The sequence below is a fragment of the Pseudonocardia sp. UM4_GMWB1 genome, assembly GCF_017312155.1.
Taxonomy (GTDB): domain Bacteria; phylum Actinomycetota; class Actinomycetes; order Mycobacteriales; family Pseudonocardiaceae; genus Pseudonocardia; species Pseudonocardia alni.
The window spans coordinates 2,654,532-2,667,650 of the sequence record NZ_QJPN01000001.1 but is presented as its reverse complement, the minus strand read 5'-3'; the positions used below and the strand labels follow the sequence as shown (position 1 = coordinate 2,667,650).

The following is a 13,119-nucleotide window of genomic DNA, read 5'->3' as shown; positions in this document are numbered from 1 at the left end:
GGTGATCATGCGGTGGGGACGGCTCAGACCGACGCGGAGGCCGGCACCAGGGTGTGCATCCAGCCGTGCGGGTCGGGGGCCGCGCCGCGCTGGATCGCGGTCAGCGCCTCGCGCAGCTGCAGGGTGACCGGGCCGGGCTCACCGTTGCCGACGGTCACCTCGCCGCCGCTGTGCTTGACCGTCCCGATCGGGGTGATCACCGCGGCGGTGCCGCAGCCGAACACCTCGGTCAGCACGCCGCTCGCGGCGCCACCGAGCCACTCCTGGCCGGAGATGCGGCGCTCGACCACCGAGATCCCGAGATCCTTCGCCACCGTGATCAGCGAGTCCCGGGTGATGCCGGCGAGCACCGAGCCGCGCAGGTCCGGCGTCGCGACCTCGACCGAGCCGTCGCCGGAGCGGAAGACGAAGAACAGGTTGTTCGAGCCCATCTCGTCGATCCACTGGCGCTCCTCGGCGTCGAGGTAGGCGACCTGGGCGCAGCCGTGCTGGGCGCCGACCGCCTGCGGCAGCAGCGACGCCGCGTAGTTCCCGCCGCACTTGGCGGTGCCGGTGCCGCCGAGCGCGGCGCGCGTGTACTCGGTCTCCAGCCACACGTCCATGGGCTTGACCCCACCGGCGAAGTACGGACCGGCCGGCGAGGCGATGACCGAGTACAGGTACTCCGACGACGGCCGCACCCCCAGCCCGACCTCGGTCGCGATCATGAAGGGCCGCAGGTAGAGCGAGTCCTCGCCGCCGGCCTCGGGCACCCACTCGGAGTCGACCGCGAGGAGCTCGGACAGCGAGGCGAGGAAGAGGTCCTCGGGCAGCTCGGCCATCGCGAGCCGGCGCGCGGAGCCGGCGAACCGGGCGGCGTTGGCGTCGGGCCGGAACGACGCGATCGAACCGTCGGGCTGGCGGTAGGCCTTGAGCCCCTCGAAGATCTCCTGCCCGTAGTGGAGGACCATCGAGGACGGGTCCAGCGTCATCGGGCCGTAGGGCACGACCGCCGGGTCGTGCCAGCCGGTCCCGGCGGTCCACCGGATCGTCACCATGTGGTCGGTCATGTACCGCCCGAAGCCGGGGGCGGCCAGTACGTCGGCGCGCCGCTGCGGGGACGCCGGGGCGGGGTTGCGGGTCACGGAGAACTTCGGCGCGCTCATGACACGAACGGTATCTCCGGCGTCCACCCGGCAGACAGTCGGATTCCCGACCGTCGGACGGGTCACCGCACGTGGGAGGGCACCAGGGGCGGCTTCACGACCTCCACCGGCAGCGCGCGGCCCCGGACGTCGATCACCAGTGGGTCGCCGACGGCCACCCCACCCGCGGTGTCGACCAGAGCCAGCGCGATGCCGGTGCGCAGCGTCGGGGAGAACGTCCCCGAGGTGACGACGCCGACGGGGCTGCCGCCCTCGCCGTCGAGGACGGTCATGCCCGCCCGCGGGACACCCCGCCCGGTCGCCCGCAGCGCGCGCAGGCGCCGCGCCGGGCCCGCCGCGCGCTCGGCGAGCAGGGCGTCGCGGCCCCAGAACGCCGGCTTGTCCCAGCCGACCGCCCAGCTGCTCCCGGCCTGGACCGGGCTGATCTCGGTGGACAGCTCGTGGCCGTGCAGCGGGTAGCCCATCTCGGTGCGCAGGGTGTCGCGCGCCGCGAGACCGCACGGTCCGCCGCCGACCGCGCGGACGGCGTCGAGCAGGGCGTCCCACATCGCCGGTGCGGCCTCCGCGGCGAGGACGACCTCGTAGCCGAGCTCGCCGGTGTAGCCGGTGCGGCAGATCCGCACACCGCCGTCGTTCAGACCGCCCTCGAGGTCGGTGAACGCCATGTAGTCCAGGTCCGCGACGCCCTCCCCCACGGCACCGAGCGCCGCGCTCAGGGCCTCGGCGGAGCGGGGCCCCTGGACGGCGAGCACGGCGAGTTCGCGGTGCCGGTCGGTGATCGTGACCCCGGGCGGGGCGTCGGCGGCGAGCGCGGAGACGATCCGGGTGGAGTTCGCGGCGTTCGGGACGAGCAGCAGGTCGTCGTCCGCAGCCAGGTAGACGATCATGTCGTCCTCGACGCCGCCGCGGTCGTCGCAGGCCAGGGTGTACTGGGCGCGACCCGGGCCGATGCGGCCGAGATCGTTGGTCAGGCAGGCGTTCAGGTGCGCGGCCGCGCCCGGCCCGGAGATCGGGACGGTGCCGAGGTGGCTGACGTCGAACAGGCCCGCCGCCTCGCGGACCGACGTGTGCTCGGCGACGGTGCCGCCCGGGTAGGAGATCGGCATCGACCACCCCCCGAACTCGCCGAGGGTGGCGTCGAGGGCGACGTGCCGGTCGTGCAGCGGGCTGGGCAGGAGCTCGTCGGTCACGCCCGCGACCCTATCGGCCTCAGGCCGCCTGTTCCTCGGGATCGCTGCGGCGCACGGGTTCCTCGGCCGCCGCGCGGGAGCGGGACCGCGCGGTGACGGCGCACAGCACCCAGCCCGCGGCGAGCGCCCCGGCCGTCGCGACCAGCGGCCACGGCGGCATCGACGCGGCGACGGCCAGGCACCCCACCCCACCGGCGACGGCGACGACCGCCGCCCGCACCGGGCGTCCCGGCAGGCGGAGCACCGCGGCGTGCAGCACGGCGTGGTGGACCAGGGCCGCGACGACCGTGACGACGATCGCGGTCGTCGCGGACAGCAGCAGGGTCATCGCCAGGGTGAGCACCCCCAGCGTCAGGTCGGCCACCCACGGCGTGCCGCGGGACCCGCCCCGGCCCAGGAACGCGGGCAGCTCCCCCTCGCGGGACAGCCGGGCGGCGCCGGCCGCGGCCCGCGACAGCGCCCCGAGCAGTGCGGCGATCGTCGCGGCGGCGGCACCGACCCGCACCAGCACCCCCACCTGGGCGCTGCTGCTGGTGTCCATCAGCGCGGCCAGCGGGGCCGACGCCGACGCCAGCCCGGACGCACCGAGCCCGCGCAGCAGGGCCGCCGACAGCAGGAGCAGCAGCACCGTCGTGATCACGACGGCGAGTGCGGGGGCCCGGCGGATCGCCCGCACCGGGTCCCGCAGGCTGCCCCCGAGCTCGGCGACGCGGGACAGCCCGGTGAAGGCGAGGAACACGAACCCGGCGGCGGCGAGCACGCCGAGCGGGCCCGGCTCGATCGCGGCCTGCAGCGTGGCGACGGCCGGGTCGTCGGGCGTCCCGGCGCCGTCGCCGGCGATGCCGGCTCCGGTGGCTGCGGCGGGCATCGCCGAGGACAGCACCGCGTGCGGCCCGTCCGACCGCAGCCCCACCACGATCGCGACGGTCAGGGCGAGCAGCGTGCCCACCACCAGCCCGCGCGCCGCACCGGGCGAGATCCGCACCCCGAAGGCGTTCACCGCGACGACGGCGAGCACCGCCACCACCGCGATCGTGACCGGCTGGGTGGGCAGCACGTAGGCGCCGAACACCAGCGCCGCGGCCGATCCGGCGGCGGCCCGCGAGGTCACCCGCGCGACCGCCCCGAGCCGTAGTGCGGGGGCGGGCAGGTCACCGCGGGCCAGCTCCGGACCGGCCGGGCGGGCGAGCGACAGGTGCGCGGTCGAGCCGACCACGCCGAGCGCGAGCAGCGCGGCGAGGAGCACCCCGAGCGGGAACCAGGTGCCCGCCGACGCGGCCGCCGGGCCGAGCGCGGCGTACAGCCCGGTACCGAACGTCGCCGAGAGGGCGACGACGACCGCGGTCACGGTCGGGATCCGGTACGGGGGGCGGGGCACCCGTTCACCTTCCCATCCACCCCTGTGCCGCGCGGCGCCGCGGGGGTGTCATTACCATCTCGGTCCGGTCTCGTCGTCCTGCCCGCCACCCGGCTCCCCACCCACCCGGCGGACGGGACGCGTGCACCGGCCACGCAGGGTGAGATCGGGCGATCTGGAGCCACTCGTCCGATACCCACCGTTCCCGTCCGACCCCGAGGAGTGCCACCCGTGCCGATCGACGTCCCGACTCTCCCGCAGACCGCCGCACACAGCGGTGCCGAGCCGGAGGCGGTCGTCGACGCCGTCGTGGTCGGTCTGCACGCCCCCGCGGCCGACGCCGCCGACGGCACCGGCCCGGCGCTGGCCGCGGGCGCCGCCGGCGTCGACACGGCGTTCTCCGGGGAGCTGCTGGAGCTGCTCACCACCGTCGGCGCGACCGGGAAGGCCGAGCAGGTCGTGTCGCTGCCGACCCGCGGCGCGCTGTCCGCGCCGCGGCTGGTCGCGGTCGGTCTGGGCCGCCCCGCCGAGGGACCGAAGGCGTCCGAGGCGGTCCGCCGCGCCGCCGGTGCCGCCGCCCGCACGCTGGCCGGGACCGGCTCGGTGCTGAGCACGCTGTCCGCCCTCGACGCCGAGGCCGCGGTCGTCGGCGCCGTCCTCGGCGGCCACCGCTTCGACCGGCACCGGACCTCCACCGACGCCGCGGCCGCCCCGGTCGGCAGCTGGTCGTTCACCGGCGCCGACGACGCGGCCGTGCGGCGGGCGACGCTCGTCGCCGAGGCCGTCGTCACCGCCCGGGACCTGGTCAACACCGCGCCGAACGTGCTGGTCCCGGAGACCTTCGCGGCGCACGCGGTGGCGCTGGGCGAGCGCGCCGGGCTGGTCACCGAGGTCCTCGACGACGCCGGGCTGCGGGAGAACGGCTACGGCGGCGTCACCGGCGTCGGGAAGGGGTCGGCGAACCCGCCCCGGCTGGTGCGCCTGACCTGGAACGGCGGCCCGGCCGCGTCGAAGCGGGTCGCGCTCGTCGGCAAGGGCATCACCTTCGACACCGGCGGCATCTCGCTCAAGCCCAACGCCGGCATGGCCGACATGACCTCGGACATGGGCGGGGCGGCCGCGGTCGTCGCGACCGTCGTGCTCGCCGCGAAGCTGGAGCTGCCGGTCACGGTGACCGCGACCGTACCGATGGCGGAGAACATGCCGTCGTCGACGGCGTACAAGCCCGGCGACGTGCTGACCATGTTCGGCGGGACCACCGTCGAGGTGCTCAACACCGACGCCGAGGGACGGTTGATCCTCGCCGACGCGATCGTCCGTGCCGCCCAGGACGACCCCGACTACCTGGTGGAGACCTCGACGCTGACCGGCGCCCAGCTCGTCGCGCTCGGCATGCGCACCGCCGGGGTGATGGGGTCGGACGAGCTGCGCGACCGGGTCGCCGCGCACGGCACCGCCGTCGGCGAGGACGCCTGGGCGATGCCGCTGCCGGAGTACCTGCGCGGCGAGCTGGACTCGCGGGTGGCCGACATCAGCAACGTCAGCGGGCAGCGGTTCGCCGGGATGCTGCTGGCCGGCACGTTCCTCAAGGAGTTCGTACCCGCCGGGCTGCCGTGGGCGCACATCGACATCGCCGGGCCGTCGTTCAACACCGGCGGGCCGCGCGGCTACACCACCAAGGGCGGCACGGGGGTGCCGGTGCGCACCCTGCTCGCGTTCCTGGAGGACGTGGCGGCGAACGGCTGACCCCGGTTCAGCGGTCCTGCAACGCGTCCAGCGCGACGGCGAAGGCGGCGGCCAGGCGGAAGTCGATGCGCGGGTCCGGGACGGAGACGTCGTAGGAGTCGCGCAGCGACCACCGCCGGTCGCTGCTCATCAGCAGCGAGCCGCCGGAGTCCTCGGTGACGTCGAAGTGGTACGGCAGCGGCAGGTTCTCGGCCACCCGGCGCAGCAGGGCGACGCCGAGGCTGCGCTCGCGCCCGGTCGCGGCGACGCCCGGCGCGGTCAGCGTCCAGGTCGAGCGCAGCAGACTCGCCCCGAACCTCTTGCCGAAGGTTCCGATCACCCGGCCGTGCTCGTCGAGGACGTCGTGCTCGGCGCGGACGTCGAGACGCTGGCGGGCGCGGAAGGAGAACACCGCGCGGGAGCGGCTGTCGTCGGACCAGAAGGTCACCTGCTCCTTGAAGGCGAACCGCTTCTGCTGCGCGAACGCCATGAGCGCGCCCGCGCTGCCGTCGGGGTTCGCGGCGTGCACGTCGTAGCGGTTCACGCCGAGGGTGATCCGCTGGCGGACGAGGAAGCGGGGCAGGTGCATCGCGGCCGTCACGGGGCCCGAGTCTGGCCGGACCGGATCCGGGCGGCGACACCGGACCGGGGGTTACCCACGGGTAGGGCATACTGCCGCCCATGAGCCGGCAGCGTCGTCGACACGAGGTCCCCGCGCACGCCCCCCGTTCCGCGGTGGTCACCGGCGCGGCCCGCGGCATCGGCGAGCAGATCGCCCGCGAGCTCGTCGGGCGCGGCTACCGGGTGCTGGTCACCGATCTCGACGAGGCCGCGGCGCAGGCCACCGCGACCCGGATCGGGGCGGCCGCCGGCACCGCCTGCGACGTCACCGACCCGGCCGCGTCCGCGGTGGCGGTGGCCCGGGCCCGCGAGCTCGCGCCGCTGGGCGCCTGGGTGAGCAACGCCGGCGTCGGCTTCGACGGCACCGTCACCGACATCGCCGAGGCCCGCGCCCGCGCTCTGGTCGAGGTCAACCTGCTGGGCCCGATCTGGGGTGCCCGGGCCGCGGTGGCCGCGTTCCGCGAGCAGGCGGCGGCGGGGACCGCCCGGGGCGGCGAGATCGGTGTGACCGTGTCGCTGTCCGGCCTCGGCCCGGTTCCGGGCCTGTCGGTGTACGCGGCGTCGAAGGCGGGCGCCCTGTCGATGGTGTCCGCGCTGGCCTCGGAGGTGCGCCGGGAGGGCATCGGGGTGCACGCGGTCTGCCCGGACGGGGTGAACACCGAGCTGCTGCGCTCGATGACGCCCGGCGGCCAGGGCCAGGCGCTCGTGCGGTCCGGGGTGCTGGTCACCCCCGAACAGGTCGCGACGGCGCTGGTCGGGATGTTCGGCACCGGCCGGGTCTACCGGACGCTTCCCGCCTGGCGGGGTGCGCTGCTGCGCCTCACCGCGCTGGCCCCCGGACCCGCGCTGCGCCTGGAGCCCGCGATGCGGGCGCTCGGCGAGCGGCGCGCCCGCTCGCTGCGCCCCTGACCGGACGGGTCAGGCGTCGCGGTCCTTGGCCCGCAGCTCGCGCAGCATCCGCTCCTGGCGCTCGCGCTTGCGCAGGGCGCGGTCGCGGGCGTCGTGCTCGCGCATCCGGTTCGGGTACCCGACGAGCTGCACGTCGTAGATCGGCATCTGCAGCGAGCGGGCCAGCTTCTTCGCCGCGTTCGGGTTCGCGACCCGCCTGCGGGTCCACTCGCCGTCGTGGGCGACGAAGACCACCGTCGTCTCCGTCACGGTCGTGCGCGGTTCGACGAAGGCCTCGACCCCGATCCGGGCGGCCGACCACTCACGCAGGTGGGCCTCCCCCTCCGCGTATGCGCCACGCCTCCCGCCGGAGCCGGATCCCCGGCCGGACCTGGGGCCCGACGGTCCACGTGACCGGAACAGGTCGAGCAGACCCATGCGCGTCGTCCTCTCGTCGATCCGGTCGCACCCCTACGAACCGGACACGGTAGCTCCGAGTGCCCAACGAACGGGATCACGGATTTGCTCCCGACACCCCACTGGCGCAGTCGCGGCCGGATGACAAGATGGGCGCCGCGTAGCGGGGTCCCGTCCGGCGGAGCCGGTCCACCGGCGGTGACCCCCGGAGGGAGCTGATCGGTGTCCGACCCGGACGCTCGTTCCGCCGACCTGGTGATCCTGGGCGGCGGCTCCGGCGGCTACGCCTGCGCGCTGCGGGCCGCGGAGCTGGGCCTGTCGGTGGTCCTGGTCGAGAAGGACAAGCTCGGCGGCACCTGTCTGCATCGCGGCTGCATCCCCACCAAGGCGCTGCTGCACGCGGCCGAGGTGGCCGACCACGCCCGCGACGGCGCGCAGGTCGGTATCCGTTCCACGTTCGACGGCGTCGACATGGCCGGGGTGAACGCCTACAAGGACGGCGTGGTCTCCCGGCTGTACAAGGGCCTGCAGGGCCTGGTCGCCTCGCGCGGGATCACCGTGGTGCCCGGTGCCGGTACCCTGGAGGGCCCCGGCACCGTCCGGGTCGGCGACGAGCGCATCACCGGCCGCCACGTCGTGCTCGCCACCGGCTCCTACGCCCGGTCACTGCCCGGCCTGGAGCTGGACGACCGCGTCGTCACCTCCGACGCCGCGATCTCCCTCGACGAGGCCCCGCGCCGGGTCGTCGTGCTCGGCGGCGGCGTGATCGGCGTCGAGTTCGCCAGCGTGTGGCGCTCGTTCGGGGCCGAGGTCACGATCGTCGAGGCGCTGCCGCGGCTCGTGCCGAACGAGGACGAGTTCTGCTCCACCCAGCTGGCCCGGGCGTTCCGGCGGCGCCGGATCACCACCCGCACCGGGGTGCGGTTCGCGAAGGCGACCCGCAGCGGCGACACCGTCACCGTGTCGCTGGAGTCCGGTGAGGAGATCGAGGCCGACCTGCTGCTGGTCGCGGTCGGCCGCGGCCCCAACACCACCGGTCACGGCTTCGCCGAGGCCGGCGTCGCGATGGACGGCGGCGTCGTGACCGTCGACGAGCGGCTGCGCACGAATCTCGACGGCGTGTACGCCGTCGGGGACGTCACCCCCGGCCTGCAGCTCGCCCACCGCGGCTTCGCCCACGGGATCTTCGTCGCCGAGGACGTCGCGGGGCTCGCACCCCGCCCCGTCACCGACGACGGCATCCCGCGCGTCACCTACTGCGACCCCGAGGTCGCCTCGGTCGGGCTGACCGAGCAGGCCGCGCGGGACCTCCACGGCGAGGTGCACACCCTGACCTACGACCTGGCCGGCAACGGGAAGTCGCAGATCCTGCAGACCTCCGGCGCGGTCAAGCTCGTCGCCCAGGGGCCCGCCGGACAGGGCGGACGCGTCCTCGGCGTGCACATGGTGGGCTCCCGGATCGGGGAGCTCGTCGGGGAGGCACAACTGGTCTACAACTGGGAGGCTCTGCCCACCGACGTCGCCGCCCTGATCCACGCCCACCCCACACAGAGCGAGGCCCTCGGAGAGGCCCACCTCGCCCTGGCCGGGAGACCGCTGCACACCCACGGCTGATCCCGGCCCCACAACCCGAACACCCACGCGGAACAAGAGGAGCTCCACCCGACATGGCCGTCACCGTTGAGATGCCCGCCCTGGGCGAGAGTGTCACCGAGGGCACCGTCACCCGCTGGCTCAAGGCCGAGGGCGACACCGTCGAGGTCGACGAGCCGTTGCTCGAGGTCTCGACCGACAAGGTCGACACGGAGATCCCGTCGCCCGCCGCGGGCGTCCTGAAGCGCATCATCGCGGGCGAGGACGACACGGTCGAGGTCGGCGGCGAGCTCGCCGTCATCGGCGACGCCGACGAGGCCGACGACGCCGGTTCGTCCGACTCCGACTCCTCCGGGAAGGCCGAGGAGCCCGCGGAGTCCGAGGCGGAGCCCGAGCCGGAGCCGGAGCAGGCAGAGGAGGAGGCCCCGGAGCCGTCCTCCGGTGGCTCGTCGTCCGGTGGGGGCTCCGGCACGCCGGTCACGATGCCCGAGCTCGGCGAGTCGGTCACCGAGGGCACCGTGACCCGCTGGCTCAAGCAGGTCGGCGACGCCGTCGAGGTCGACGAGCCGCTGCTCGAGGTCTCCACCGACAAGGTCGACACCGAGATCCCCTCGCCGGTCGCGGGCACCGTGCTCGAGCACACCGTCGCCGAGGACGAGACCGTCGAGGTCGGCGCGCAGCTCGCGCTGGTCGGCGACGGCTCCGCCGCCCCGGCGCAGGACGAGGCGCCGAAGCAGGAGAAGGCTCCGGAGAAGAAGGAGGAGGAGCCGAAGAAGGAGGCTCCGAAGGCCGAGCCGAAGCCGGAGCCGAAGGCCGAGCACCCCAAGGCCGAGGAGAAGCAGGAGAAGGCCCCGGCCGGCTCCGAGGACTCCCCCGCCGGGAGGATCGAGCCCTCCTCGAACGGCTCGGGCTCGGGTTCGGGCGAGAAGCCCTACGTGACCCCGCTGGTGCGCAAGCTGGCCCAGGAGCACGGCGTCGACCTCGACTCGGTCACCGGCTCCGGCGTCGGCGGCCGCATCCGCAAGCAGGACGTCCTCGCCGCCGCCGAGCAGGCGAAGGCCCCGGCGCAGGAGAAGCCGTCCGCCCCGGCGGCGCAGCCCGCCCCCGGCGGCGCGCCCCAGGAGCCGAAGGCCGTCCCGACCCGCGCGGACAACGCACCGGAGCCGGGCACCACGGTCAAGCTCCCGCGCCTGCGCCAGGTCATCGCGCAGCGGATGAACGAGTCGCTCGCGACCTCGGCGCAGCTGACCACCGTCCAGGAGGTCGACCTCACCCGCATCGTCAAGCTGCGGAACCGGGTCAAGGAGGACTTCAAGCGTCGCGAGGGCGCCAACCTCACCTTCCTGGCGTTCATCGCCAAGGCGACCATCGAGGCGCTCAAGGCGTTCCCGTCGCTGAACGCCTCGATCTCCGAGGACAACAAGCAGGTCACCTACCACGGCTCGGTCCACATGGGCATCGCCGTGGACACACCGCGCGGCCTGCTCGTGCCGGTGATCAAGGACGCCGACGACCTGTCGCTGTCCGGGATCGCCAAGAAGATCGCCGACGTCGCGGCCCGCACCCGCGACTCCAAGATCGGTCCGGACGAGCTGTCGGGCGGCACCTTCACGATCACGAACATCGGGTCCGCGGGCGCGCTGTTCGACACGCCGATCATCAACCAGCCCCAGGTCGCCATCCTGGGCACCGGCGCGATCGCGAAGGAGCCGAAGGTCGTCACCGGCCCCGAGGGTGACGACGTCATCGCCGTCCGCTCGGTCTGCTTCCTGCCGATGACCTACGACCACCGCCTGGTCGACGGCGCCGACGCCGGCCGCTTCCTGTCCGCGGTCAAGGCCCGGCTGGAGGAGGGTGCCTTCGAGGCCGAGCTCGGCCTGTAGGCACTCCCCGCGACACACGGCGGCCCGTCCCGGTTCCCCCGGGGCGGGCCGCCGTCGTCACCGGTCCGGGTGGGCGGGTGACGATGCTCGCGGCATGTCCGGCTCGCGCGTCCGCCCGGGACCGGGAAGGATCGCGGCCGTGCGAGTCGTCGTGGCCGGTTCGTCCGGACTGATCGGAACAGCCCTGGTCGCCCATCTGCGGGGCGCGGGGCACGAGGTGCTGCGCCTGGTGCGGCGCACCCCCGCCGCCCCTGACGAGCGCGGCTGGGACCCGCCCGCCGGCACCGTCCAGGACGGCACCCTCGACGGCGTCGACGCGGTGGTGAACCTCAACGGCGCCGGCATCGCCGACCGGCCGTGGACCGGCGCCCGCAAGCAGCTGATCCGCGACTCGCGCAACGTCCCGACCGACGTCCTCGCCGAGGCCGTGGCCCGGCACAAGGTCCCGGTGCTGGTCAGCGGCTCGGCCGTCGGCTACTACGGCGACACCGGCCAGGTCGTCGTCGACGAGTCCGCGCCGTCGGGCTCGGGGTTCCTCGCCGACGTGTGCCGGGACTGGGAGGCCGCCGCCGCTCCCGCCGTGGACGCCGGCGCCCGGGTGGTGCTCGTCCGCACCGGCCTGGTCCTGTCCCCCTCCGGTGGGCTGCTCGCGATGCTGCGCCCGCTGTTCAAGGGGTTCCTCGGCGGGCGGATCGGCAGGGGCACCCAGTTCATGCCGTGGGTCTCCCTCGACGACCAGGTCGCGGCGATCCGGTTCGCCGTCGAGACCGAGGCGCTGTCCGGACCGGCGAACGTGACCGGCCCGGTGCCGGTCACCAACGCCGAGTTCACCAAGGAGATGGCCGCGGCGGTCGGGCGGCCCGCGCCGTTCCCGGTGCCCGGCCCGGTGGTCTCCACCGTGCTCGGCGAGATGGGCCGCGAGATGCTGCTCGGCGGCCAGCGGGCGGTGCCTGCGGCGCTGCTCGAGGCCGGGTTCCAGTTCCGCCACCACACCGTCGGCGACGCGCTCTCGGCCGCGGTCGGGTCATGACCCCGTCCGACGTCGACGTCCTGGTGGTCGGGGCGGGCCTGTCCGGCCTGCGCGCGGCCACCGTGCTGCACCGGCACGGGCTGACCGTGCGCGTGCTGGAGTCCGCCGACCGGGTCGGCGGGCGGATGGCGACCGACGTCGTCGACGGGTTCCGCTGCGACCGCGGGTTCCAGGTGCTCAACACCTCCTACCCTGCGCTGCACGCCGCGCTCGCCCCGCACGGGCTCGACACCCTGGCCGCGCGGCCCTTCGAGCCCGGTGCCGCCATCCGGGCCGGCGACGGCGCACTGCACCGCTTCGTCAACCCGCTGCGCCGCCCCGCATCCGCCCCGGCCACCGCGCTGGACGACCTGTTCGGCCCGATCGAGAAGGCCAAGCTCGTCGCGTGGACGGCGAAGGTGCTGGCCTCGCCGCCGTCGCGGACCGCGACGCTGGTCGGCTCCTCCGCCGCCCGCGACCTCGACGCCGCCGGGCTCGGCGGCGCGGTCACCGACCGGTTCCTGCGCCCCTTCCTGTCCGGCGTGCTCGCCGAGACCGCGCTGGAGACCTCGGCCGCGTTCGTGCGGCTGGTGTGGCGCAGCTTCGCCCTCGGCACGATCGTCGTGCCCGACGACGGCATGGAGGCGCTGCCCCGGCGGCTGGCCGCGGCCCTGCCCGAGGGCACCGTGACGCTCGGGACGCGGGTGCACGCCGTGCGCGGCGGGCCCGCCCCCGCCCTGGACACCGACGACGGCACCCTGTCCGCACGGGCGGTCGTCGTCGCGGCGGACCCGAGGACGGCCGCCGCGCTGCTCCCCGGGGTCGCCGAGCCGCGGATGAACGCGCTGACCACGTTCTTCCACGTCCCGCCGCAGGCCCCGACGGCCTCCCCGCTGCTGCACCTGGACGGCACCGGCGGGCCGGTCGTCAACACGATGGTGATGACCGCGGCCGCGCCCGGCTACTCCGCCGACGGGCGCCCGCTGGTGGCGTCCTCGATCGTCGGGACCCCGGGGTCCACCGGGGCCGACGAGCCCGCGGTGCGCCGTGAGCTGGCCCGGATCTGGGGTGTCGGCACCGACGACTGGGCGCACCTGCACACCGCGCAGGTCGACGAGGCGCTGCCGCTGTTCGAGGCGGGGCGCCCGGTGCGCCGCGACGTCGACCTCGGCGAGAACCTGTTCGTCGCGGGCGACCACCGCGACACCCCGTCCACCCAGGGGGCGCTGGTCAGCGGCCGCCGGGCCGCGCAGGCCGTCCTCGCCCGGCTGGGTGCGGCGTAAGCTCGCCG

At 75.1% G+C, this 13,119-nt stretch carries 11 protein-coding genes; 6 read left to right on the top strand and 5 right to left on the bottom strand.

The features are described from left to right. Positions 1-23: 23 nt before the first annotated feature. From DMP15_RS12950 to DMP15_RS12940, 3 genes are all read right to left on the bottom strand, one after another. A complete protein-coding gene (locus tag DMP15_RS12950) occupies positions 24-1,145 on the bottom strand; it encodes a branched-chain amino acid aminotransferase (RefSeq protein ID WP_073574149.1) in 1,122 nt (373 codons plus the stop codon). 62 nt (positions 1,146-1,207) lie between these two features. Beyond that, a complete protein-coding gene (gene gcvT / locus DMP15_RS12945; protein WP_179762425.1) occupies positions 1,208-2,335 on the bottom strand; it encodes a glycine cleavage system aminomethyltransferase GcvT in 1,128 nt (375 codons plus the stop codon). Positions 2,336-2,354: 19 nt separating this feature from the next. Next, entirely contained in the window at positions 2,355-3,713 is a 1,359-nt protein-coding gene (locus tag DMP15_RS12940; RefSeq protein WP_179762424.1) for an amino acid permease, read from the bottom strand. A gap of 216 nt (positions 3,714-3,929) precedes the next feature. Between DMP15_RS12940 and DMP15_RS12935 the strand changes: the two genes are divergently transcribed. After that, entirely contained in the window at positions 3,930-5,438 is a 1,509-nt protein-coding gene (locus tag DMP15_RS12935) for a leucyl aminopeptidase (protein ID WP_435827780.1), read from the top strand. 7 nt (positions 5,439-5,445) lie between these two features. On the opposite strand, the gene DMP15_RS12930 is transcribed toward DMP15_RS12935, so the two are convergent. Continuing rightward, the gene (locus DMP15_RS12930) at positions 5,446-6,018 is read right to left on the bottom strand and encodes a hypothetical protein (RefSeq protein WP_217266848.1); all 573 of its coding nucleotides are present in this window, start codon (positions 6,016-6,018) and stop codon (positions 5,446-5,448) included. A gap of 80 nt (positions 6,019-6,098) precedes the next feature. Between DMP15_RS12930 and DMP15_RS12925 the strand changes: the two genes are divergently transcribed. After that, positions 6,099-6,947: an SDR family NAD(P)-dependent oxidoreductase gene (locus DMP15_RS12925; protein WP_337825931.1), complete on the top strand. Its 849-nt coding sequence runs from the start codon at positions 6,099-6,101 to the stop codon at positions 6,945-6,947. Between the two features lie 9 nt (positions 6,948-6,956). On the opposite strand, the gene DMP15_RS12920 is transcribed toward DMP15_RS12925, so the two are convergent. After that, positions 6,957-7,196, bottom strand: a complete 240-nt coding sequence (locus DMP15_RS12920; RefSeq protein WP_237453788.1) for a hypothetical protein — start codon at positions 7,194-7,196, stop codon at positions 6,957-6,959. A gap of 369 nt (positions 7,197-7,565) precedes the next feature. Between DMP15_RS12920 and lpdA the strand changes: the two genes are divergently transcribed. The 4 genes from lpdA to DMP15_RS12900 all read left to right on the top strand — a co-directional run bounded on the left by lpdA (position 7,566) and on the right by DMP15_RS12900 (position 13,111). Further along, positions 7,566-8,957, top strand: coding sequence for a dihydrolipoyl dehydrogenase (lpdA, locus tag DMP15_RS12915; protein ID WP_073574154.1), 1,392 nt, complete (start codon positions 7,566-7,568; stop codon positions 8,955-8,957). A gap of 53 nt (positions 8,958-9,010) precedes the next feature. After that, entirely contained in the window at positions 9,011-10,819 is a 1,809-nt protein-coding gene (gene sucB, locus DMP15_RS12910; protein ID WP_161151951.1) for a 2-oxoglutarate dehydrogenase, E2 component, dihydrolipoamide succinyltransferase, read from the top strand. 139 nt (positions 10,820-10,958) lie between these two features. Next, the gene (locus tag DMP15_RS12905; RefSeq protein ID WP_073574156.1) at positions 10,959-11,849 is read left to right on the top strand and encodes a TIGR01777 family oxidoreductase; all 891 of its coding nucleotides are present in this window, start codon (positions 10,959-10,961) and stop codon (positions 11,847-11,849) included. Beyond that, the gene (locus DMP15_RS12900; protein WP_161151950.1) at positions 11,846-13,111 is read left to right on the top strand and encodes an NAD(P)/FAD-dependent oxidoreductase; all 1,266 of its coding nucleotides are present in this window, start codon (positions 11,846-11,848) and stop codon (positions 13,109-13,111) included. Before DMP15_RS12905 ends, DMP15_RS12900 begins: the two co-directional genes overlap by 4 nt. Positions 13,112-13,119 lie beyond the last annotated feature (8 nt).